Here is a 670-nt window from a genome sequence, read left to right on the forward strand (position 1 = left end):
TGGTCTGGCTTATGAGCCTATGGAAATGTATAAAGGCCTTGAACCAAATGGTGGCATCATTAACTGGCCCAGTCTCCAGGTGACTATGCAGCTAATCGTTCGCTGGAAAAAGATTCCTGATGGCTTTGCCCAGAAGACTCGCACATTACTGGCAAATAAATACCTTAGTGATATCAAATCAATTGAGCAGAGCGAGCAAACTATCCCCGAGAAATATTGGATCAATATTTCAGATCAAGCTAAGGATGAGTGGAATGAACTATTTCGTGAAAGCCGTTTAGCCTTGCGGGACAGAAATGTATACAACGCAAAAGCGTTAACCTTGTTCAGAAAAGTTCGCTGTAAAGTCGACCCCAACTTGGCTGAGTGTACTTCTAAAGATAAGGAATAATTTCATTTGGGGTGACGGTCTCCGTTCGGAAATGCATTAGCTGCCACCCCAGTTTCATAATCGTAAAATAACAAAAACGATTCTTATGGACGTAGCAAGCCGCTGGCTCAAGCGCTGTCTATCGCTGACTGTTCTGATACTTTTACTCGGCACGGTAACAGCAGGTACCAGCGAAAACATTAATGCACAAATGCTCAAACTAGGAATTTATCTGTGGGATGACTACTTCATTCTACGTGGAGAAGAGCCTAAGCCTGAATGCAACCCAAAGCCTGATAT

Annotated in this window: 2 protein-coding genes; both read left to right on the top strand. The window is 43.3% G+C overall.

Annotated elements, in window-relative coordinates; all coding sequences use genetic code 11:
- Window positions 1-391, top strand: a 391-nt coding sequence (locus A3729_RS16560; RefSeq protein WP_231877451.1) for a putative solute-binding protein, incomplete at its 5' end; no start/stop codon positions are given.
- Window positions 392-476: 85 nt separating this feature from the next.
- Window positions 477-670: hypothetical protein (locus A3729_RS34030; protein ID WP_231877452.1), on the top strand; the 194-nt coding region annotated here is incomplete at its 3' end.

The organism is Oleiphilus sp. HI0043 (assembly GCF_001634935.1).